Genomic DNA, 21,174 nt, shown 5'->3' on the forward strand with positions numbered 1-21,174 from the left:
CCTGCTCGCAGGTGCGCCGCTCTTCACTCGCCCAATCCGCATCAGAGATCCCATGCTCAAACGAAGCACCCTAAGCCTCGGCAGCGCCGTTCTGTGCGGCTCATTTCTCGTCGGCGGCTGTGCCAACCAGCTCTCTCAGCGCAGCGAGCACGAGGAGCGAGTCGAACGCAAACTGCTCGAACACACCCTGCAAGTCGATATCGGCGAACCCAAGACACTGGAGTTGCCGCAACGCCGCGTGCGGATTCACGAGCACAAATCGTTCGAGGTCACCGACTTTGAAGTCACCCGCCACTATGACCGCTATACGCCTTACCAACCGTGGCGGGAGGTCTACGAGATCCCGCTCGGCGCAGTCGCTGTTGTCGCAGGTGTCGGGGCTAACGTGGTCAACGTGTTTGCACTGGGTAATCTGCCGGAAAGCATGACCAAGGACTGGATTCACTATGGCGTTGCAGGTCTCAACCCGTTCATGAACGCCCCGTCCCACGGTCGCGCCGAGCAGAATCTGGCGAGCATCGACGAGGTTCAGAAGGACAAGCGGATCGAGAACTCCACCCTGCCCTGGAATGAACGCCCAGTGATGGTCAAGGCTGGCAATGAAACTCACGAAATGAGCACCGACCGCAACGGCATCCTGCGCCTGAACCTGCTGGACAGTCCGTTTGCCGAACAGGACCTGAGCCGCATCACGCGCATCTATATCAATGTCGAAGACGATCAGGACAGCGCGCACACGAGCGCCAGTTTGCCAATCAGCCATTCGCTACGCGGCAAGTTGCTGGAGGCGCACGCCCTGATCTACGATGACCTTGAAGATGATGAGGTCAGCCAGTGGGTGCATCGCGTCAAACGTCTTTCTGACATGGGGCTGGAAGAAGAAGCCAGCGAGCTGGAACAGAACCTGATCGAACTGACGCGCAACGACCCGCAACTGCAGGGTGAATTTCTCAAATCGCTCGCCAGAGACGCTGGCCGCCTGGTCGCCGTTCCTGCCCAGAGCCAGTAAAAAAATCCCGCAACATGAAAGGCCGCGGCGTTTAACCGCGGCCAGTCATTGTCGAGAGAACAATTCCAGCTGCTCATGGGCTGCACGCAGGTCGTGCAGGCGCACGCCTATGCCCAGCAACCTGACCGGCTTGCCACCGCGGGCGAACGCCTGAGCCAGCAACTGTTCATAACTGCCCAGATCCCTTCCGGCTCCGGACTGCTCCAGAGTCGTCTGCGTAAAGTCATGAAACTTCACCTTGACGAACGGCTTGCCGGGCCGGTACTGCCCTTCCATTCTGGCCATCCGGCCACTCAAGGTTTCCAGCAGGTCGGGCAGCTTTTCCAGGCAGGCCGCCAGATCAGGCAGATCCGTGTCGTAGGTATTTTCAACGCTGACTGACTGACGTCGGCTGTCATTCTGCACCGGTCGGTCATCAATGCCGTGCGCCAGACTCCAGAGGCGCTCACCGAAGCTGCCGAACTCCCGGACCAGCGCGAGCTTGCTGCGGCTTCGCAGGTCGGCGCAGTCGACGATACCCAGCCGGCCGAGTTTGTCTGCGGTGACTTTGCCTACGCCATGAAGCTTGGTGACTGGCAGGGAAGCGACGAATTCCTCGACCTGATCCGGCGTAATGACGAACAACCCGTTGGGCTTTTTCCAGTCGCTGGCGATCTTGGCGAGAAACTTGTTGGGCGCAACGCCCGCCGACACGGTGATGTGCAATTGATTCGAGACCCGACGACGGATGTCCTGCGCGATGCGCGTGGCGCTGCCGGAAAAGTGCCCGGCCTCGGACACATCCAGAAAGGCCTCATCCAGAGACAGCGGCTCTATAAGGTCGGTGTAATCGCGAAAGATCGTGTGGATTTCCCGCGACGCTTCTTTATAGGCATCCATGCGCGGCTTGACGATGGTCAGGTCCGGGCAGAGCTTGAGCGCATGCCGGGACGACATGGCCGAACGCACGCCATAGGCGCGCGCCTCGTAATTACAGGTCGCAATCACCCCGCGCCGCTCCGCAGAGCCGCCTACCGCCAACGGTTTGCCGGCGAGGTCGGGCTCGTCACGCATTTCAATGGCTGCATAAAAGCAGTCACAGTCGATGTGGATGATTTTGCGCTGCGTCATGACCTGATGGGATTTTGCAATCAATGGCCGGGCAGTATCTCATTCGTGCCGCCAAGTAACATCCAATGATGCGAAAGGCCGCCACGAAAAGTAGTCAAAAGCCCATCACGCATGACCGAAACAGCTGCAAAGCCCCGTCATGCAAGCGCCGATGCCGTGCAGATCGATCATTTGGATCCGCTAAGCGTTTGAAGAAAAAGCACTTTTTTAAAACTAACCATTGACACCTCGTCATCTCTCTGTAGAATGCCGCCACACAGACGCGGGATGGAGCAGTCTGGTAGCTCGTCGGGCTCATAACCCGAAGGTCGTCGGTTCAAATCCGGCTCCCGCAACCAAACATCAGAAAAGGCTACTCGAAAGAGTGGCCTTTTTTGTGCGTGCCTGAAAAGCCCTCTTCTCAAGCCCTGACCTGCACGCCGCCGTGGCCCTCTGCCTTGGCTATAGAGCGTGCACAATGTGCACAATCTGCTATTCATTTGCATGCTTTGCCGATTAAGGGTTGACACTTCAGCGTTCGGCTGTAGAATGCCGCCACACAGACGCGGGATGGAGCAGTCTGGTAGCTCGTCGGGCTCATAACCCGAAGGTCGTCGGTTCAAATCCGGCTCCCGCAACCAAACATCAAGAAAGGCTACTCGAAAGAGTGGCCTTTTTTGTTTCCGGTAAAAAAGTAGCGCGGGCAACGGCTAACTGTCTGACAAAAAAGACTATTTCCAAAGCCCTTTGAAACCCTATCATCACATCTGTAACGTAATGCGTGCATTTACGACAGTTTTTGCGTGCGCTGCCGATAGGTGTTACTAAGCTGAATCACGACTGAACCGTAGCTGAACAGCATCACCCGGCTCGATTCGCCATTCGCTCGTTAGACGTTGACGCGCTAACATCCTGAAATATTTTCTGCGTAGGGATTGGTAACTTGGCTGCATACCTCCATCCTGTCGCGCACGATCCAAGGAGTGATTGATGCGCGACAACATGTCCGATTCCAATGAAACCATTGATGCAGAGCAACCCGTCAGCCCACCGCGCCATAACTGGCGGGAGCTGCTGAGCAAATACCGACAGCCCATCGGGCTGGCGGTGATGCTGCTGTTGTTCAGCCTGGCCCTTATAGCCTGCCGCCACATGCTGGTCGAAATGGACTGGTATGCGCTGCACGACTCGCTGTTCGCAGTCCCCCTGCCCGCCTTGGGCGGTGCGCTGCTCGCGGCAATCGTCGGCTATATCATTCTGATGGGCTATGAACTGTCCGCCAGTCGATACGCCAATGTCGACCTGCCTATCAAGACGCTGCTTCTCGGCGGCTTCACCTCATTTGCCATCGGCAATGCGGTCGGCCTGTCGATGCTGTCCGGTGGCTCGGTGCGCTACAGGCTTTATTCACGCCATGGCGTAGGCGCAATTGAAATCGCCCGCATGACCGTGTTCGCCAGCCTGTCACTGGGCTGTGCGCTGCCGCCGCTGGCTGCACTGGCCACGCTGAGCAACCTGTCAGGCGCGTCACTGGCCCTCAAGCTTCCCGTCGACGTGCTGGCTGTAGTCGCTACAGCGGTGTTGATCGGCAGCCTGCTGCTGGCGGTGTTAATCTACCGTCGACGCCTGCCGGAACAGGACATCCCGCACAATATTCTGGTTCGTCTCGGTCGTCGCACCTTGCGCCTGCCGGATTTGAAGCTGACGCTGATTCAGCTGGTGATCACCGCGCTGGACGTCGCCGCCGCAGCGATGGTGCTGTACCTGCTGCTGCCGCATGCGCCGCCGCTGGGTGCATTCATCCTTATCTACCTGCTGGCGCTCGCTGCTGGCGTGCTCAGCCATGTGCCTGGTGGCGTCGGCGTGTTCGAGGCGATTCTGCTCGCAGCCTTTGCCAACGAACTGGGTGCCGCCCCGCTCGCCGCTGCACTGCTGCTGTACCGCCTGATCTACGTGATCCTGCCGCTGCTGCTGGCCTGCCTTACCCTGCTGTTCACCGAGGCTCAGCGCCTGCTGCCGACCAGGCAGGCCATGCGCGTCGCCTCAGGACTGGCGGCACCGATTCTGGCACTACTGGTTTTCTTGTCGGGGGTGGTGCTGCTCTTCTCTGGTGCCACCCCTGAAATCGATACCCGTCTGGAAAACGTCGGCTTCATGATCCCGCATCGACTGATCGATGCGTCGCACTTTGGAGCCAGTCTGGTGGGCGTGCTGTGCCTGCTGCTCGCCCAGGGCCTGCGTCGCCGGCTGTCGGCTGCCTGGATGCTGACCTCTATCCTGCTGCTGGTAGGTGCAGTGCTGTCGATACTCAAGGGCTTCGACTGGGAAGAAGCCAGCATGCTGCTGCTGACCGCCTGCCTGCTGCTGACCTTCCGCCGTTCGTTCTACCGTCCAAGCCGCCTGCTAGAGCTGCCGTTCTCGCCGGTCTACCTGATTGCCAGCATCTGTGTGGTCGGCGCCTCGATCTGGCTGCTGCTGTTCGCCTATCAGGACGTGCCCTACAGTCACCAGTTGTGGTGGCAGTTCACCCTCGATGCAGACGCCCCGCGCGGCCTGCGTTCGGCGCTCGGCAGCGCCGTGCTGCTGGTAGTGGTTTCGCTGACCTGGTTACTGCGTACTGCCAGACCGGTCATCAAGCTGCCCGACGCCGAGGATCTGGACAAGGCGGCCGAGATCCTCAAGGCCTCCAAACAGCCCGATGGCGGCCTGGTGCTCACCGGCGACAAGGCGATCCTGTTCCATCCGGCCGGCAATGCGTTCCTGATGTACTCGCATCGCGGCCGCAGTCTGGTAGCACTTTACGACCCGATCGGCCCCACACAACAGCGTGCCGAGCTGATCTGGCAGTTCCGCGACCTGTGCGACGTGCACCATGCGCGCCCGGTGTTCTATCAGGTACGTGCAGAAAACCTGCCGTTCTACATGGACATCGGTCTCACGGCCATCAAGCTGGGTGAAGAAGCGCGCGTCGACCTGCATCGCTTCGACATCGACGCCAAGGGCAAGGAGATGAAAGACTTGCGTTACACCTGGAACCGGGGTGGCCGCGACGGTCTTTCGCTGGAGATCTACGAACCGGGCCAGGCACCGATCGACGAGCTGAAAGTGATTTCCGACGCCTGGCTGACGGGCAAGAATGTCCGCGAAAAAGGCTTCTCGCTGGGCCGTTTCAGCACTGAGTACCTGAAGTACTTCCGTATTGCCATCGTGCACTTCCAGGGCAAGCCGGTCGCGTTCTCCAACCTGCTGGAAACCACCAGCCCGGAACTGGCCAGCCTGGACCTGATGCGCTCTCACCCGGATGCACCCAAGCTGACCATGGAGTTCATGATGGTCGGTCTGATTCTGCATTACAAAGCCCAGGGCTACGCGCGCTTCAGCCTGGGCATGGTGCCTTTGTCGGGCCTGCAGCCGCGACGTGGCGCACCCATCACCCAGCGTCTGGGTTCGATGATTTTCCGCCGTGGCGAACAGCTGTACAACTTCCAGGGGCTGCGTCGCTTCAAGGACAAATTCCAGCCCGATTGGGAACCTCGTTATATGGCCGTGCCTGCCGGACTCGATCCGCTCGTGGCACTGGCTGACACCGCCGCCCTGATTGCGGGCGGCCTGACTGGATTGGTGAAACGCTGATGATTCGACGCTCCTGGCGCCTTTTGCTCGCAGCTCTGGTAATTGTTCTTTTAATCGTGGCGCTGGGAGTCTGGGTCTGGACCCGCCCCGCTCCGCCCGCATCACTGGAACACTCGAACCTTGACGGTGGCGCGCCGCTGACCAGCGTAACGCCGGCCACCAGCATCAAGACCCGTATCGCACTGGCCGTTACTGCTGAAGACATGCTGAGCGACAAGCAATTGCTGGCGATCAGCAAGGATGCGTCGGCACGCATCATTCAGGTGGTGCTGCCCAAGGACGACTGCGTCCTGCAACAGAAGACCTTTCAGGACGCTCTGACGAAGCTCGACGGCCCGGCAAAGGTCGTCGGTGGCATAGGCCCGGGCGCAACCCTGGCCTGGCGCTGGCTGGCCGGGCAGACCGATGACCAGGCGCAGGCCATTTCGGTAGGTTTTGCGCTCGAGCACGTGTCTAATCCGCCGCCCGTTGTGGAAGAGGACGAAAAGCCGCCGCAGATCTGCGACGTGCCGCTGCCGCAGAAGGCTGCGCACGGTCACTGGCTGGCCGCCTGGAACGACGCGCCGGATGATCCGAGCGCAGCCTTCGTGCGCGATCAGAGCAACGCCGACACCAGCATCAGCGACTACGACATCCCGTTGCCTCAGGTGCTCAATACCGAACTTCGTCATCTGTTGCTCGGCGAGAATGACAGTGGCGGACTGGGCATACCGACGGTCGAAGTTCCGGCCAGCCAGCCTTCCGACACCGTGACGCTGTTCATGTCCGGTGACGGCGGATGGCGCGACCTGGACAAGGTCGTGGCCGGCGACATGGCCAAGATGGGCTACCCGGTGGTGGGCATCGACGTACTGCGCTACTACTGGGAACACAAGACGCCGGAACAGACCGCCGTCGACCTCACCGACCTGATGAACCACTACCGTCAGAAGTGGGGCACCAAGCGCTTCATTCTGGCGGGCTACTCGTTCGGTGCTGACGTCATGCCGGCTATCTACAATCGCCTGGCGGCAGACGATCAGAATCGGGTCGACGCGATTATTCTGCTTGCCTTCGCGCGCACTGGCAGCTTCGAGATTCACGTCGACGGCTGGCTTGGCAACGCAGGCAAGGAAGCCACCACCGGACAGGAAATGGCCAAGCTGCCAGCCGCCAAGGTGTTCTGCGTTTACGGCGTCGAAGAGAAGAAAGACAGTGGTTGCACTGACACCACCGCCGTCGGCGAGGCGGTTCAATTGCCAGGCGGTCACCACTTCGATGAGGACTATCCGGCACTGGCCAAACGTCTGATCGACGCGATCAACAAGCGTCAGGGCAAGACTGCCGCTCAGTAACGCCACAGTCTGCGACAAAAAATCCCGGCACCGTGAGGTGGCCGGGATTTTTTTATCTGCGCTGCCGGGCAACCCGGCCAACGTTTACATCTCCACTTGGGTACCCAACTCGATCACCCGGTTGAATGGCAGCTTGAAGAAGCGCAGGTTGCCGTTGGCGTTCTTGAGCATGAAGGCGAACAACGCTTCACGCCAGCGAGCCATGCCATCCATCTTGGACGGGATCACGGTCTCGCGGCTGAGGAAGTACGTGGTGCGCATCGGACTGAAGTCCAGCTCCGGCAAGTGACACAAGGCCAGCGCAGCCGGTACGTCAGGCTCATCGATAAAGCCGAAGTGCAGGATCACTCGATAGAAGCCTTCGCCATAGGATTCGACTTCGAAGCGCTGAGCGGACGGCACACGCGGCGAATCTTCATACACCACCGTCAACAGCACCACTTGCTCGTGCAACACCTGGTTGTGCAGCATGTTATGCAACAGCGCATGGGGTACGGCATCCGAACGTGCAGTCAGGAACACTGCCGTGCCCTGTACCCGGTGCGGCGGTTGGACGCGAATGCTGCCGATGAAGATCGGCAATGGCAGGCCGCCCTCGTCGATTCGCTCCGCGAGCAACTGCTTGCCGCGCTTCCAGGTGGTCATGAGGATAAACAACACCGCGCCCGCCAGTACCGGGAAGGCCCCGCCCTGGAAGATCTTCGGCACGTTGGCCGCAAAGAACAGACCGTCCACCAGCAGCAGGCAGATCAGCAACGGAACAGCCAGCAATGGCGGCCATTTCCAGAGCATCAGCATGACCGTCGACACCAGAATGGTGGTGCAGAGCATGGTTCCGGTCACCGCGACGCCGTAGGCAGACGCCAGCGCGCCAGACGATTCGAAGCCGATCACCAGCAGAATGACACCCGCCATCAGCGCCCAGTTGACGGCACCAATGTAGATCTGGCCTTGCGCGTCGCTGGAGGTGTGCTGGATGTGCATGCGCGGAATGTAGCCCAGCTGGATCGCCTGCAGCGTCATCGAGAAGGCGCCGGAGATCACCGCTTGCGAGGCAATGATGGTCGCCATCGTCGACAGGCCGATCAGGGGCAGCAGCGCCCAGCCCGGCGCCAGCAGGTAGAACGGGTTACGAACCGTTTCAGGATTGCCCAGCACCAGCGCACCCTGACCGAAATAGTTGAGCAGCAGCGCAGGCAGCACAAGGATGAACCACGCGCGTGAAATCGGCTTGCGACCGAAGTGGCCCATGTCGGCATACAGCGCTTCGGCACCGGTCAGGGCAAGCACCACAGCCCCCAGAATGGCCACACCAATGCCCGGATGGATAATGAAGAAATTCACGCCCCATGCCGGGTTGACCGCTTTCAGCACTTCCGGCGACTGCATGATGCCGTAGACCCCCAGCGCACCGAGCACCAGAAACCAGGTCACCATGACCGGGCCGAACAGCACACCGATACGCGCGGTGCCATGACGCTGAATCAGAAACAGCCCCACCAGCACAATCAGCGCCATGGGCACGATCCAGTGATCGAGGCCATCGAACGCCAGCTCCAGCCCTTCCATCGCCGACAACACCGAAACCGCCGGGGTGATCATGCTGTCACCGTAGAACAATGCGGCGCCGAACAGGCCGAATACCACCATCATCATTTGCAGCCGGGGATGCTTGGCCGAAGCGCGCCGCGCCAGGGCCATCAGCGCCATGATGCCGCCCTCACCCTGGTTATCGGCACGCAGGACGAACGCCATGTACTTGAACGAAACCACCCAGATCAGCGACCAGAAGATCAGCGACAGCACGCCGAGAATCGCGTCATGGGTCACGTCCACACCGTAACCACCCTGAAACACCTCCTTGAGGGTGTACAGCGGACTGGTGCCAATGTCGCCGTAAACCACCCCTACCGCGGCGATCAGCAGCCCGATGGGCTTGGCAGCGCCTCCGGCCTCCGCATGACTGTTTGCTTGACTCATCCACTACTCCCGGAAACCAGACATGAGGTTCAACACTGAGAACATCACAAGGCGTAACAATTCAGATTCAGCCAGACATTGACATGCCTCGGCGCGATGGCGCGAAGCATAACGCAGCACTCGTCGTAATTCTTGGTGAAACGCAGATCGTCGCAACGATCCGACCTGCCACCACGCCTTGATCACTGCCTGTTGAAGGCGTTTTTCGAGGCAGCGTTTCTCATGGAACGACAAAAATATCGGCCGGTCATTAGTTAAGCCTGCCGCATCAGGGGTCTTCAAGAACCGCACCGACGCCCGGGCCCCCTGATTACCTCTGACCGAGATGCTCTGATGACCACACAAAACCTGACTGTCCAGCCTTTACCCTTCCAGCCCTCATTTGAAGTCGTTCCGGATGATGAAGCGCAGACCAGCAAAGAGCTGGTCGAAGCCATGCACTCCATCCTCGAGACCACTTATCAAGATACAGGGCACGCCATTCGCAGTGTGCATGCCAAGGCTCACGGCTTGCTTCACGGGCAGATTCAAGTGTACGGCGACCTGCCCGAGCCTTTGGCCCAGGGTGCCTTCGCCAGGCCCGGCAACTTCCCGGTTGTCATGAGATTCTCGACCAATCCGGGCGACATTCTCGACGACAAGGTATCAACGCCTCGAGGCCTGGCCATCAAACTGGTCGGCGTCGAAGGCCCGCGCTTGCCCGGCAGCGCAGAGGCAACCACCCAGGACTTTGTCATGCAAAACGCCAAGGCGTTTACTGCCAAGGACCCCAAAGCGTTCTTGAAGACCCTGAAGTTGCTGGCCAAGACCACCGACAAGGCGCCGAGCATGAAACGCGCGCTGTCTGCCGTCCTGCGCGGCATCGAGTCGGTGATCGAGTCTGCCGGGGGCGAAAGTGGCACGCTGAGAAGTCTCGGCGGGCACCCGATGACCCACATCCTGGGCGAGACGTTCTACACCGTCGTACCGTTTCTGTACGGCCCCTACTACGCCAAACTCAGTGTCGTGCCGGTCTGCGCCGAATTGATTGCACTGACCGACAAGGCTGTGGACCTGAAAGACAATCCGGACGGTCTGCGCGAAGCGGTCAAGGCGTTCTTTCTTGAACACGATGCCAGTTGGGAAGTCCGCGTCCAGTTGGCCACGGACCTGGAGAAAATGCCGATCGAGGACGCCTCGGCGATCTGGCCGGAAGACCTCAGCCCTTACGTAACCGTCGCTCGAATCGATGTGCCCCGCCAGTCAGCGTGGTCGGAGCAAAACGTCCAGGAAATCGACGAAGCCATGGCGTTCAGCCCATGGCATGGCCTTGAGGCGCATCGTCCGTTGGGCGGCGTGATGCGCGTGCGCAAACCGGCCTATGAACACTCGGCGGGCTTTCGCAGCCAGCACAACGGCTGCCCGATGCATGAACCGCGGCGCTGAGAGCATGTGACAGCCAGTCCAGGCCTGCGCAGTCGGGCCTGGACTTCATTCAAACTGTCACTGCCGCCCTTTGCAACATCGGCTATTTTCCTCAATACACTGCGTGTGCCGGCGTTACTGCCGGTCGTGATGCGATCGGCTCGGCAAGCGCTGGCCTTGGCTGCGTCTCGCGTACGTCGTAATTCTCATGCAAACGCTGGTCATCCTGCCCACTCGCCGCTAGAATTGCGCACTTTTTGATCAGAGGCGCAGCAAGCGCCCAGTCAGCGCCTGCGCTTCGCGTCCGGGCGCCCTTCACGCCGAGGTTTGCCATGTCCACCGTCACCACGCCGTCCGCCCCCAAGGTTGGATTCGTTTCACTGGGTTGCCCAAAGGCACTCGTTGACTCTGAACGCATCCTGACCCAGCTGCGCATGGAAGGTTACGAAGTCGTTGCGACCTACGAGGACGCCGACGTGGTCGTGGTCAACACCTGTGGCTTCATCGATACGGCCAAGGCCGAGTCGCTGGAAGTGATCGGCGAAGCCATCAAGGAAAACGGCAAGGTCATCGTGACCGGCTGCATGGGCGTCGATGCGAGTGTCATTCGCAACGTGCACCCGAGCGTGCTGTCGGTGACCGGCCCGCAGCAGTACGAGCAGGTGGTCAACGCGGTGCACGATGTGGTGCCGCCCCGCCAGGATCACAATCCGTTGATCGACCTCGTGCCGCCACAAGGCGTGAAACTGACCCCGCGCCACTACGCGTATCTGAAAATTTCCGAAGGCTGCAACCACAGTTGCAGCTTCTGCATCATCCCGTCGATGCGCGGCAAGCTGGTCAGCCGCCCGGTGGGTGATGTACTGGACGAGGCCAAGCGCCTGGTCAAATCCGGGGTGAAGGAACTGCTGGTCATTTCCCAGGACACCAGCGCCTATGGCGTTGACGTCAAATACCGCACCGGTTTCTGGGACGGTCAGCCGGTCAAAACCCGCATGACCGAGCTGTGCCAGGCGCTGGGCTCGATGGGTGTCTGGGTGCGCCTGCACTATGTCTACCCGTACCCGCACGTCGACGAACTGATCCCCTTGATGGCCGCGGGCAAGATCCTGCCGTACCTGGACATCCCGTTCCAGCACGCCAGCCCGAAAATCCTCAAGCTGATGAAGCGTCCGGCCTTTGAAGACAAGACGCTGGCGCGCATCAAGAACTGGCGCGAGCAGTGCCCGGACCTGATCATCCGCTCGACCTTCATCGTCGGTTTTCCCGGTGAAACCGAAGAAGACTTCCAGTACCTGCTGGACTGGCTGACCGAAGCGCAGCTGGACCGGGTTGGCTGCTTCCAGTACTCGCCGGTTGAAGGCGCGCCCGCCAATCTGCTGGACGCGGCCATCGTGCCGGACGACGTCAAGCAGGATCGCTGGGATCGCTTCATGGCTCATCAGCAGGCAATCAGCGCTGCGCGCCTGCAGATGAAGATCGGCAAGGAGATCGAAGTGCTGATCGACGAAGTCGACGATCGTGGTGCCGTGGGCCGCTGCTTCTTCGACGCCCCGGAAATCGACGGCAACGTGTTCATCGGCCTGGACGACGGCAGCACCGTTCAGCCCGGCGACAAGATCATGTGCCGAGTGACCGATGCCGACGAATACGACCTGTGGGCCGAAATGCTCTAAGTACTCTCCCTGGTCGCAAGCGAAAGCCCTGCCCTTTAACCGGCAGGGCTTTTTCGTCTCTGGCTGTTGTCTATCCAGGACCGGCTTAAAGGAGGACGCGATATGCAGCTATACACACCGGATACCCATGATTACCCGGAAATGACCGAGGTATGGGAACGCTCGGTGCGCGCCACCCATGACTTTCTGCCAGACGCCTACATCACCCGGCTCAAGGGGCTGCTGCCGCAGTATCTGGGCAGTGTGACCCTGTTCTGTACAAGGGATGAGCAGCTCAACATCACCGGCTTTGCGGGTGCGCACAAGGACAGTCTGGATATTCTGTTCATCGACCCGGACCATCGCGGCCAGAAGCTGGGCACGCAGTTGCTGACTCATGCAATCGAGCAGTTCAATATCCGCGAGCTGGACGTCAACGAGCAGAATACGCAGGCATTGGGGTTTTACCGCAGGCATGGTTTCGAGGTTGTCAGCCGCTCTGAAATCGATGGTCTGGGCCAGCCTTACCCCATGCTCAGAATGCGCCTGATCGGCCATCACTGACACCGATTGCAGCGCAAATGCAATGTTGCCGCGATTAACCGTCGCCGGGCGGTTACAATGGCGACTTTATTTTAGCAAACGGCTTTTTTGTCATGACAGACCCCATTCGCCTTTCCAAACGCCTTATCGAGCTGGTCGGTTGCTCCCGCCGGGAGGCCGAACTGTTTATCGAGGGTGGCTGGGTCACTGTGGACGGCGAGGTCATCGAAGAACCGCACTTCAAGGTCAGCACCCAGAAAATCGAGCTCAGCCCGGACGCCAAGGCCGACTCGCCCGAGCCGGTGACGATCATCCTGCACAAACCCGCCTCGGCAAGCGCCGAAGAAGCGTTGCAGATGATCACGCCGGGTACGCTCTCCGTAGAGCACAGCTACAGCAAGCGTCCGCTCAAGGGCCATTTCATGCGCCTTGAGGCGATTTCAAGCCTGCAGGCCAACGCCAGCGGCTTGATGGTGTTCAGCCAGGACTGGAAAATCCTGCGCAAGCTCACCGATGACCGCAGCAAGATCGAGCAGGAATACGTGGTGGAAATCTCGGGCGAGATGGCTGCTCATGGCCTCAACCGGCTGAACCACGGCCTGACCTACAAAGGCAAGGAGCTGCCAGCCGTGAAAGCCAGCTGGCAGAACGAGAACCGCCTGCGCTTTGCAATGAAAAATCCGCAGCCCGGCATCATCGCCCTGCTGTGCGAGGCCGTCGGCCTGAAGATCGTCGCCATTCGCCGCATCCGCATCGGCGGCGTATCCATGGGCAAACTGCCCGAGGGCCAGTGGCGCTACATGACGGCCAAGGAAAAATTCTGACCCTCGCGCCACCCACCTTATTACAGCGCGCATGCCCACCGTCATGCGCTGCCCTACGACTTATCAGGAAACACGCCTCATGATGAACAACGATGTACTGCGCAGCGTGCGCTACATGCTCGATATCAGCGACAGCAAGATTGTCGAGATCACCGCACTGACCGGTTTTGAAGTGTCGAAGAGCGATGTCATCGCTTTCATGAAAAAAGAGGAAGAAGAAGGCTATCTGGATTGCAGCGATGAAATCATGGCGCACTTCCTCGATGGCCTGGTCTACTTCAAGCGTGGCAAGGACGACAGCCGTCCGCCACAGGCGATCGATTTGCCGATCACCAACAATATCGTCCTGAAAAAACTGCGCGTGGCGTTCGAACTGAAAGAAGACGACATGCACGCCATCCTCAAATCGGTCGACTTCCCGGTCTCCAAGCCAGAGCTGAGCGCCCTGTTCCGCAAGGTCGGACACACCAACTACCGCGCCTGTGGCGATCAACTGCTGCGCAATTTCCTCAAGGGCCTGACCCTGCGCGTGCGTGGCTGAATCGGTCCCGATGAGCTACAACGTCTCCCCTGTCGGCTTCGTGCGCTCCTGCTTCAAGGAGAAGTTCGCCATCCCGCGCCAGCCACAGCTGGCACCGGCGGCACGCGGCGTGCTGGAGCTGGTGCCACCTTTCGATCAGGGTGAAGCGGTTCAGGGGCTGGAACAGGTCAGTCACGTCTGGCTGCTGTTTCTGTTCCACCTGACACTGGAAGACAAGCCACGCCTGAAGGTGCGCCCGCCGCGCCTGGGTGGCAACCAGTCGATGGGCGTGTTCGCTACCCGCGCAACCCATCGCCCCAATGGCATCGGCCAGTCGGTGGTCAAGCTGGACAAGGTCGAGCCCGGGCGACTCTGGCTGTCCGGCATCGACCTGCTGGATGGCACGCCGGTGCTGGACATCAAGCCCTATGTGCCCTACGCCGACGCAATCGCCGACGCGACCAACCACATCGCCAGTGCTGCGCCAGACCTGATACCGGTGCGCTGGCAGGAGGCCGCGCTGCAACAGGCTCGTGAACACGCGTTGCGCCTGAACGAGCCGCTGGTCGAACTGATCGAGCAGTGCCTGGCCCAGGACCCGCGCCCGGCCTATCAGCTGCCCACGCCGGAACGTCGCTATGGTGCTCAGTTCTGGGATCTGGACGTGCGCTGGCACTACCCGCAGGCCGGCGTGATTTGCGTGCTTGAAGTGCTGCTCGCCTGAGGCTGCTGCTGATCTGAACTGATCGGGGCAACAAATCCCGCACAACAAAAACCCGCCTGATCCACTCAAGGAAGAGGCGGGTCTTGTGCAGCCGGCTTACTTCTCGACGAACGCACGCTCGATCAGATAGTCGCCCGGCTCACGCATACGCGGCGAAACGGTCAGGCCGAAGCTGTTGAGCACTTCGCTGGTCTCGTCGAGCATGCTCGGGCTGCCGCACAACATGGCACGGTCGTCCTGCGGGTTGATCGGCGGCAGGCCGATGTCGCTGAACAGCTTGCCACTGCGCATCAGGTCGGTCAGACGACCTTCGTTCTCGAAAGGCTCGCGGGTGACCGTCGGGTAGTAGATGAGTTTGTCACGCAGCGCTTCACCGAAGAATTCATTCTGCGGCAGGTGCTCGGTGATGAATTCGCGATAGGCGACTTCGTTCACGTAACGCACGCCGTGGCAGAGGATGACCTTCTCGAAACGCTCGTAGGTTTCGGGATCCTGGATGACACTCATGAACGGCGCAAGGCCGGTACCGGTGCTCAGCAGGTAAAGATGCTTGCCCGGCTTGAGATCGTCCAGCACCAGCGTACCCGTAGGCTTCTTGCTGATGATGATCTCGTCGCCTTCCTTGAGGTGCTGCAACTGGGAAGTCAGCGGGCCGTCAGGCACCTTGATGCTGAAGAACTCCAGATGCTCTTCCCAGTTCGGGCTGGCAATCGAATAGGCGCGCATGAGCGGACGACCGTTTGGCTGCTGCAGACCGATCATCACGAACTGACCGTTCTCGAAACGCAAACCAGGGTCGCGGGTGCACTTGAAACTGAAGAGGGTGTCGTTCCAGTGGTGGACGCTGAGGACACGCTCGTGGTTCATGTTGCTCATGTACGTGAGGACTCCTGAAAAAATAGTGCGCGCAGAAGCACTGCGCTATTGCGCAACATTCTAGTGGCAGACACAATATCTGTTAAATGAATTATCAAGATATAGGTTATCGGTTATATAGATATGCGATTTACTCTCCGTCAGCTCCAGGTATTTGTGGCCGTCGCCCGGCAGGAAAGCGTCTCCAAGGCCGCAGTACTGCTTTCGCTTTCGCAGTCGGCTGCCAGCACCTCCATCACCGAGCTGGAGCGCCAATCGAGCTGCCAGCTGTTTGACCGTGCCGGCAAGCGCCTCAGCCTCAACGCCACCGGCAGACAATTGCTGCCCCAAGCCGTCGCGCTGCTCGATCAGGCCAAGGAAATCGAAGACCTGCTCAACGGCAAATCAGGCTTCGGTTCACTGGCGGTCGGGGCGACGCTGACGATCGGCAATTACCTGGCGACCCTGCTGATCGGCGGCTACATGCAGCGCCATCCGGAAAGCCAGGTCAAGCTACATGTCCAGAACACGGCGCATATCGTGCAACAGGTTGCGCACTACGAGATCGATCTGGGCCTCATCGAAGGCGATTGCAGCCACCCGGACATCGAAGTGCAATCCTGGGTCGAAGACGAACTTGTGGTGTTCTGCGCCCCGCAGCATCCGCTGGCCAAGCGCGCCCAGGTAACCCTGGAAGAGCTGACCCATGAAGCCTGGATACTTCGGGAACAGGGCTCAGGCACACGCCTGACGTTCGATCAGGCGATGCGTCATCACCGTAACGGGCTGAATGTCCGACTGGAGCTTGAGCACACCGAAGCCATCAAACGCGCAGTCGAATCCGGGCTGGGCATTGGGTGCATTTCCAGACTGGCGCTGCGTGATGCCTTTCGTCGCGGCAATCTGGTCGAACTGGCTACGCCCGAGCTGGACCTGGCCAGGCAGTTCTACTTCATCTGGCACAAACAGAAATACCAGACCTCGGCCATGCGCGAGTTTCTCGAACTGTGTCGCGCATTCACCGCCGGGGTGCAGCGCAGCGACGAGATCGTGCTGCCCAGCCTGTATTGACGATCTGTACCAAAGGCGTCAGCCCAGCAGAATGATCGCCCACACCAGACCAATCATGCTCAGGGCGATGAACTGGGCAGCACTGCCCATGTCCTTGGCGTTCTTGGACAGCGGGTGCAGGTCCAGCGAGATGCGGTCAATGGCCGCCTCTACGGCCGAATTGAGCAGCTCCACGATCAGCGCCAGCAGGCACACGGCAACCAGTAAGGCATGCTCGCCCTTGCTGACGTGCAGGAAAAACGACAGCGGGACCAGGACCACGTTGAGCAGTACCAACTGGCGGAAAGCCGCTTCACCTTTGAAGGCTGCGCACAAACCGTCCAGTGAATAACCCGCGGCATTAAGAATACGTTTCAGACCGGTTTGGCCTTTGAAGGGCGACATAGAGAGGCTGCTGTGTAAAAAAGATGAGGAAAGCTAAGGCAATAAAGGTCAAAAAAGCGTGAATGCTCGCAACCTGAAAGCCGTCAGCTGGACGAAATGGACTCAAGCTGCTGTAACAACAATGCTGCCTGGGTACGCGTGCGTACGCCAAGCTTGCGGAAAATCGCTGTGACATGTGCCTTGATGGTCGCTTCGGACACGCTGAGTTCGGAAGCGATCTGCTTGTTCAGCAAGCCTTCACAGACCATCGTCAGCACTCGAAACTGCTGAGGCGTCAGGCTGGCAAGGCCTGCGCTGGCAGCCTTTGCTTCGTCTGAAACACTGATCACTTCATTGACCTGCGGCGGCCACCAGACGTCACCGTCAAGCACCGTGCGTACCGCCTGCTGAATGACTTCCAGCGAGCTGGATTTGGGAATGAAGCCGCTGGCACCAAACTCTCTGGAGCGCACCACGATGGAGGCTTCTTCCTGCGCCGAGACCATCACCACCGGTATCTGCGGGTACTGGCCACGCAACAGGACCAGCCCGGAGAAGCCGTAGGCCCCTGGCATGTTCAGGTCCAACAGAACCAGATCCCAATCAGCCTTCTCCCCCAGGCGCGACTCAAGCTGGGCAATGCTTTCTGCCTCGACCAGCCGTGCGTCAGGCCCCAGGCCAATGCTCAGCGCCTGATGCAGCGCACTGCGAAACAGGGGATGATCATCAGCGATCAGGATGTCGTAGGTCATGTAATGATCCTGTTTTTATAGTGAGGGGCCGAAGACTCGGCCGCCCAGCAAGGCTGGCGAACGCACAGTGCGAAACCCGAAGCGGGCCCCGGCGCACTGCCAGACCAGATGAATCGGCTTCCAGGCGGCGCCAAGCATGCCCAGCATGGCCATGACGGTCAAGCGCGAAGCGTCGATACCCGGGAACATAGATGGCAATTAGCCAAACCCGTGCAGTTCGGCAGCCCCTGGTTATGAACAGCCTTCAAATGAACGCCTTCAAGTGGGTATGCGCCACGTCGTCGGGATCAATCGGGTTCTGGTACTTGGCGCCCAGGTAATGAGCGCTGAACACGTCCAGATAAGCATCCAGCACTCCGCTGGCACTGGCGTCACCGGCCAGTTCCAGACACAGGGCGGCCACTTCCGCCGTGCAGAAGTGATCGTCACGCCTCGATCGACGCAAACGGTAACGCGAGATCTGCTCGGGCTCCAGACTCAAAACCGGAAACTGCTCCAGATACGGGCTCTTGCGAAACATCTTGCGTGCTTCGGTCCAGGTGGCATCCAGCAGAATGAACAGCGGGCGCTTGCCATCCAGGCGCGAGACCCTATTGACCACGCGCTCCTCGGCGACAAATTCTCCGGGAAAGACGATGTAGGGCTGCCACTGCGGGTCGTCCAGCAAGGCGAGCAATTGCTCATCGACCTCTATCCGCGACCAGAGGAAGGCATGAGTGTCCTGGATGACATCGGCGATCAGCCAACCAGTGTTGGTCGGCTTCAAGGGCTCGGTGTCATACATCAGCAGGCAGATGCCTGAATCGGCAGCGACGCTGGGTCGCCATTCGCACAGACAATAGCTGGAGATCACCCGGCATTCCGGGCAGCGCGGCGCGCGCGAGCCTCGGGCAATAAAAGGCCTGGTACTGCGGGCCAGACGCTCATCGCGCAGGCGGGACACGGCATGGCTCATTACAGGACACACCTGCGGGGGAGATACATCGACACCACAAAGACTCGGCAGGACTAAAGTGCGCGCAGTTTATCAGAGCCCCGGCACTTCAACGCGCTTTCGGTACGGCAGCCTCTTTTCGTCCAGAGTCTAGGCCCGAGGAAGACTCCTGCTCTATACTGCTGCGCCACAGCACCCCCGCGCTATCGGTGGGCTGCCCGGAACGCACTTTGAAGTCGCTGGTCCAACGGCCAGTGACTTAATCAGGAGAGTTTAATGCTGCGCCTTATCGTACCCACCCTTACGCTTTTGCTCGTTACTCCACTGTGCGCCCAGGCGGCGTCGAAACAGGAGTTCGAACTCAGCAAGATGCTGGAAAAAGTCGCTAAGGAAAGCAGTGTCGGCACGCCGAGAGCGATCAACGAAGACATCCTCGATCAGGGCTATACCGTCAGCGGCAACCAGCTGATCAACCACCTGAGCGTTCGTGAAGGCCAGGCTCAGCAGATGCGCGCCAACCCGGACGTGATGCGCAACCAGTTGGGCAATAGCGTGTGCCACAACAATGGTTTTCGCCAGTTGATGACCAAGGGTGCCGTACTCAAGTATCAGTTCACCGAGTACAAGACCAACCGCCCGGTTGCGACGCAGACCTTTCAGGCTTCCGACTGCACTGTAAAGCCCAAGCAATAAGCCACGCCCGACATGTAGCCTCCCCCCGCGCGCCTGTTCTTCAGGCGCGTCATTCGAGCAGTACTCAAGACATCCTGCAACCAATCCACCCTGGCAATGAACAGGGAATGGGTAGCCTTTCTCTGCAAACCGGGACATCATCGATTCAACACGCCCCACCGGGCCATCGATCCTGCAGGAGGAAAAATCCCGAATGCCGTATGTACCTGACGATCTTCTATCCCGACACTTTCAAAGCGACGGTCTCGACCTGACCAGCAAGATTGAAGAGCACATCAATGAGGTGGCTCCGGGCACGAAAAACCTGCCGCTGTACCGCGACATGATGCTCACCGTGTTGCGCATGGCCCAGGATGACCGTAACCGCTGGGACGTCAAGATAACGCTGCAGACCCTGCGCGAACTGGACAAAGCCTTTCGGGTGCTAGAGCGCTTCAAGGGCCGCCGCAAAGTCACTGTCTTCGGCTCCGCTCGTACACCAATGGAACATCCGCTGTACGCCCAGGCCAGAGAGCTGGGAGAAAAACTGGCCAGCTCCAACATGATGGTCATCACCGGCGCAGGCGGCGGCATCATGGCGGCAGCCCATGCCGGTGCAGGCTTGAAACACAGCCTCGGGTTCAACATTACCCTGCCCTTCGAACAGCACGCCAACCCGACGGTAGAGGGCAGCGAAAACCTGCTGCCCTTCCACTTCTTCTTCACGCGCAAGCTGTTCTTCGTCAAGGAAGCCGACGCGCTGGTGCTATGCCCAGGCGGCTTCGGAACTCTGGACGAAGCCCTGGAAGTGCTGACGTTGATACAAACCGGCAAAAGCCCGTTGGTGCCTGTGGTATTGCTGGACACGCCTGGCGGGAGTTTCTGGCAAGGTGCGCTGGACTTCATCAAGCACCAGTTGCAGGACAATCACTACATTCTGCCAGCCGACATGAAGCTGATGAGGCTGGTTTACAGCGCCGACGAAGCGGTGCAAGAGATCAACCGGTTTTACGCCAACTTCCATTCCAGCCGCTGGCTGAAAAACAAGTTCGTGATCCGTATGCATCATGCGCTGAGCGAGCAAGCTCTGGAGCACATGCAGGAAGCGTTCGCTGACTTGTGCATCAATGAAAACTTTCACCAGCACAGTTATCAGGGCGAAGAACACGATGAAGCGCAGTTCAGTCACCTGACACGACTGGCGTTCACCTTCACAGGCCGCAATCAGGGCAGGCTTCGTGAACTGGTGGATTACATCAACCAACAGGAAAACTGGGAAGACGCTTCAGCGACCAGGGACGCAGCTCAGAAACGGGCGCCACAGTAAACGCCCCGATATATCAGTCATCTCCGCCACGGCCGCTTAACAAGCGGCCGATCATTTCCAGCGGATAGCCTCGATAACTCAAAAAACGCCCCTGTTTGGCTCGCTCGCGCGCATCGACAGGCAGAGCACCGGCAAACTTGCGCTGCCAAAGCTCGTAAAGCTTCTCCTGCCAATCAATACCGCAGTCCCTGAGCGCCTGCTCAATGTCGGCACGTTGCAAGCCACGCTGACCAAGCTCTTCGCGAATACGAACAGGACCGTAGCCCGAACGTGCCCGGTAAGACACGAAGCTTTCAAGGTAGCGGGATTCAGAGAGCAGACCTTCCTCGACCAGGCGATCAAGGGCGGCATCGATAAGCTCGGGGGGAGCGCCGCGCTGACGCAGTTTACGCGTCAGCTCGACTCGACCGTGCTCGCGACGTGCGAGCAGGTCCATTGCAGTGCGCCTGACGGCGACAGGTGTATCGAGTACGGCAGGCATGTCT

At 59.6% G+C, this 21,174-nt stretch carries 19 protein-coding genes, 2 tRNA genes and 1 pseudogene; 14 read left to right on the forward strand and 8 right to left on the reverse strand.

Annotated elements, in window-relative coordinates:
- Positions 1-52: 52 nt before the first annotated feature.
- Complete coding sequence (locus KBY08_RS01835; protein WP_003390980.1) at positions 53-1,009, forward strand: lipoprotein; 957 nt, start codon at positions 53-55, stop codon at positions 1,007-1,009.
- A 45-nt stretch (positions 1,010-1,054) separates the two neighbouring features.
- Here KBY08_RS01835 and dinB read toward each other — a convergent pair whose 3' ends face one another.
- Entirely contained in the window at positions 1,055-2,119 is a 1,065-nt protein-coding gene (dinB, locus tag KBY08_RS01840; RefSeq protein WP_004406165.1) for a DNA polymerase IV, read from the reverse strand.
- Positions 2,120-2,380: 261 nt separating this feature from the next.
- Here dinB and KBY08_RS01845 point away from each other — a divergent pair.
- The 4 genes and pseudogenes from KBY08_RS01845 to KBY08_RS01860 all read left to right on the forward strand — a co-directional run bounded on the left by KBY08_RS01845 (position 2,381) and on the right by KBY08_RS01860 (position 7,065).
- Positions 2,381-2,457: transfer RNA gene (locus tag KBY08_RS01845), tRNA-Met, on the forward strand.
- 205 nt (positions 2,458-2,662) lie between these two features.
- A tRNA-Met gene (locus KBY08_RS01850) sits at positions 2,663-2,739 on the forward strand.
- A gap of 374 nt (positions 2,740-3,113) precedes the next feature.
- A pseudogene (gene mprF / locus KBY08_RS01855) lies at positions 3,114-5,731 on the forward strand (bifunctional lysylphosphatidylglycerol flippase/synthetase MprF).
- On the forward strand, positions 5,731-7,065 hold the full coding sequence (locus tag KBY08_RS01860) for a virulence factor family protein (protein ID WP_004406171.1): 1,335 nt from the start codon (positions 5,731-5,733) through the stop codon (positions 7,063-7,065). The pseudogene mprF and the gene KBY08_RS01860 overlap by 1 nt, the downstream one beginning before the upstream one ends.
- An 84-nt stretch (positions 7,066-7,149) precedes the next feature.
- Here KBY08_RS01860 and KBY08_RS01865 read toward each other — a convergent pair whose 3' ends face one another.
- Entirely contained in the window at positions 7,150-9,045 is a 1,896-nt protein-coding gene (locus KBY08_RS01865; RefSeq protein WP_004406174.1) for a potassium transporter Kup, read from the reverse strand.
- A gap of 333 nt (positions 9,046-9,378) precedes the next feature.
- Here KBY08_RS01865 and KBY08_RS01870 point away from each other — a divergent pair, with 333 nt between their 5' ends.
- From KBY08_RS01870 to tsaA, 6 genes are all read left to right on the forward strand, one after another.
- Positions 9,379-10,470 (forward strand): catalase family protein, encoded by a 1,092-nt coding sequence (locus KBY08_RS01870; protein ID WP_111522026.1) that lies wholly within the window; start codon positions 9,379-9,381, stop codon positions 10,468-10,470.
- A 311-nt stretch (positions 10,471-10,781) separates the two neighbouring features.
- The gene (gene rimO, locus KBY08_RS01875) at positions 10,782-12,125 is read left to right on the forward strand and encodes a 30S ribosomal protein S12 methylthiotransferase RimO (RefSeq protein WP_058398526.1); all 1,344 of its coding nucleotides are present in this window, start codon (positions 10,782-10,784) and stop codon (positions 12,123-12,125) included.
- 102 nt (positions 12,126-12,227) lie between these two features.
- A complete protein-coding gene (locus KBY08_RS01880; RefSeq protein WP_096104200.1) occupies positions 12,228-12,668 on the forward strand; it encodes a GNAT family N-acetyltransferase in 441 nt (146 codons plus the stop codon).
- Between the two features lie 92 nt (positions 12,669-12,760).
- Positions 12,761-13,471 (forward strand): rRNA pseudouridine synthase, encoded by a 711-nt coding sequence (locus KBY08_RS01885; RefSeq protein WP_024651778.1) that lies wholly within the window; start codon positions 12,761-12,763, stop codon positions 13,469-13,471.
- Between the two features lie 79 nt (positions 13,472-13,550).
- Positions 13,551-14,012 carry a DUF1456 family protein gene (locus KBY08_RS01890; protein ID WP_003409371.1) on the forward strand — a complete coding sequence of 154 codons (462 nt, stop codon included), beginning with the start codon at positions 13,551-13,553 and terminating at the stop codon, positions 14,010-14,012.
- A gap of 10 nt (positions 14,013-14,022) precedes the next feature.
- The gene (tsaA, locus tag KBY08_RS01895; RefSeq protein WP_024643240.1) at positions 14,023-14,715 is read left to right on the forward strand and encodes a tRNA (N6-threonylcarbamoyladenosine(37)-N6)-methyltransferase TrmO; all 693 of its coding nucleotides are present in this window, start codon (positions 14,023-14,025) and stop codon (positions 14,713-14,715) included.
- A 96-nt stretch (positions 14,716-14,811) separates the two neighbouring features.
- On the opposite strand, the gene fpr is transcribed toward tsaA, so the two are convergent.
- Complete coding sequence (fpr, locus tag KBY08_RS01900; RefSeq protein ID WP_002554680.1) at positions 14,812-15,591, reverse strand: ferredoxin-NADP reductase; 780 nt, start codon at positions 15,589-15,591, stop codon at positions 14,812-14,814.
- A gap of 123 nt (positions 15,592-15,714) precedes the next feature.
- On the opposite strand from fpr, the gene KBY08_RS01905 reads away from it, so the two are divergent.
- Positions 15,715-16,641 carry a LysR family transcriptional regulator gene (locus KBY08_RS01905; RefSeq protein ID WP_003339525.1) on the forward strand — a complete coding sequence of 309 codons (927 nt, stop codon included), beginning with the start codon at positions 15,715-15,717 and terminating at the stop codon, positions 16,639-16,641.
- An 18-nt stretch (positions 16,642-16,659) separates the two neighbouring features.
- Here KBY08_RS01905 and KBY08_RS01910 read toward each other — a convergent pair whose 3' ends face one another.
- From KBY08_RS01910 to KBY08_RS01925, 4 genes are all read right to left on the reverse strand, one after another.
- Positions 16,660-17,025, reverse strand: coding sequence for a diacylglycerol kinase (locus tag KBY08_RS01910; RefSeq protein ID WP_003364775.1), 366 nt, complete (start codon positions 17,023-17,025; stop codon positions 16,660-16,662).
- Between the two features lie 83 nt (positions 17,026-17,108).
- The gene (gene erdR / locus KBY08_RS01915; protein ID WP_003319664.1) at positions 17,109-17,756 is read right to left on the reverse strand and encodes a response regulator transcription factor ErdR; all 648 of its coding nucleotides are present in this window, start codon (positions 17,754-17,756) and stop codon (positions 17,109-17,111) included.
- A gap of 15 nt (positions 17,757-17,771) precedes the next feature.
- The gene (locus KBY08_RS01920) at positions 17,772-17,954 is read right to left on the reverse strand and encodes a hypothetical protein (RefSeq protein ID WP_096104203.1); all 183 of its coding nucleotides are present in this window, start codon (positions 17,952-17,954) and stop codon (positions 17,772-17,774) included.
- A 46-nt stretch (positions 17,955-18,000) separates the two neighbouring features.
- Positions 18,001-18,711: a tRNA-uridine aminocarboxypropyltransferase gene (locus KBY08_RS01925; protein ID WP_096126436.1), complete on the reverse strand. Its 711-nt coding sequence runs from the start codon at positions 18,709-18,711 to the stop codon at positions 18,001-18,003.
- A gap of 255 nt (positions 18,712-18,966) precedes the next feature.
- On the opposite strand from KBY08_RS01925, the gene KBY08_RS01930 reads away from it, so the two are divergent.
- Both KBY08_RS01930 and KBY08_RS01935 read left to right on the forward strand, forming a co-directional pair.
- Positions 18,967-19,383 carry a quorum-sensing-regulated virulence factor family protein gene (locus KBY08_RS01930; RefSeq protein ID WP_004406195.1) on the forward strand — a complete coding sequence of 139 codons (417 nt, stop codon included), beginning with the start codon at positions 18,967-18,969 and terminating at the stop codon, positions 19,381-19,383.
- A gap of 193 nt (positions 19,384-19,576) precedes the next feature.
- On the forward strand, positions 19,577-20,689 hold the full coding sequence (locus KBY08_RS01935; protein ID WP_011266989.1) for an LOG family protein: 1,113 nt from the start codon (positions 19,577-19,579) through the stop codon (positions 20,687-20,689).
- Positions 20,690-20,702: 13 nt separating this feature from the next.
- Here KBY08_RS01935 and recX read toward each other — a convergent pair whose 3' ends face one another.
- Positions 20,703-21,170 (reverse strand): recombination regulator RecX, encoded by a 468-nt coding sequence (recX, locus tag KBY08_RS01940; protein WP_004406202.1) that lies wholly within the window; start codon positions 21,168-21,170, stop codon positions 20,703-20,705.
- Between the last annotated feature and the right edge of the window lie 4 nt (positions 21,171-21,174).

It is taken from the genome of Pseudomonas sp. P135 (assembly GCF_020312125.1).
GTDB lineage: Bacteria > Pseudomonadota > Gammaproteobacteria > Pseudomonadales > Pseudomonadaceae > Aquipseudomonas > Aquipseudomonas fragariae.